This window comes from Myxococcus llanfairpwllgwyngyllgogerychwyrndrobwllllantysiliogogogochensis, assembly GCF_006636215.1.
Classification (GTDB): domain Bacteria; phylum Myxococcota; class Myxococcia; order Myxococcales; family Myxococcaceae; genus Myxococcus; species Myxococcus llanfairpwllgwyngyllgogerychwyrndrobwllllantysiliogogogochensis.
On sequence record NZ_VIFM01000899.1, the window covers coordinates 1 to 411 of the forward strand.

A 411-nucleotide genomic window follows, 5' to 3' on the forward strand; every position below is an offset into this window, starting at 1 on the left:
GGCCTTGGACGCTTCGCGGCTGGCCGCCCGTTCCACCGTGATGCTGGCGTCGCTGGGCGCCGCCATGCTCGCCATCGGCCTGCTGGTGGGCTGGATCATCGTCCGCGACCTGTCCCGTGCCCTGGGGGCCGAGCCGGCGGACCTGGCCGCCGCCGCGCAGCGGGTGGCCGCGGGCGACCTGAGCACGGAGCTGCGCGCGCGTCCCGGCGACCAGGCCAGCGTGATGGCGGCCATGGCCGCGATGCAGAGCGCGCTCGCGGCGGTGGTCGCCACCGTGCGCAGCGGCGCGGACGGCGTGGCCACCGCCAGCTCCGAGATCGCGCAGGGCAACGCCGACCTCTCCAGTCGTACCGAGCAGCAGGCGAGCGCGCTGGAGGAAACGGCCGCATCGATGGAGGAACTCTCCAGCAC

At 75.2% G+C, this 411-nt stretch carries 1 pseudogene; it reads left to right on the forward strand.

Going from position 1 to position 411, the window contains the following annotated elements:
* A pseudogene (locus FJV41_RS51115) lies at window positions 1-411 on the forward strand (hypothetical protein); the annotation flags it as partial.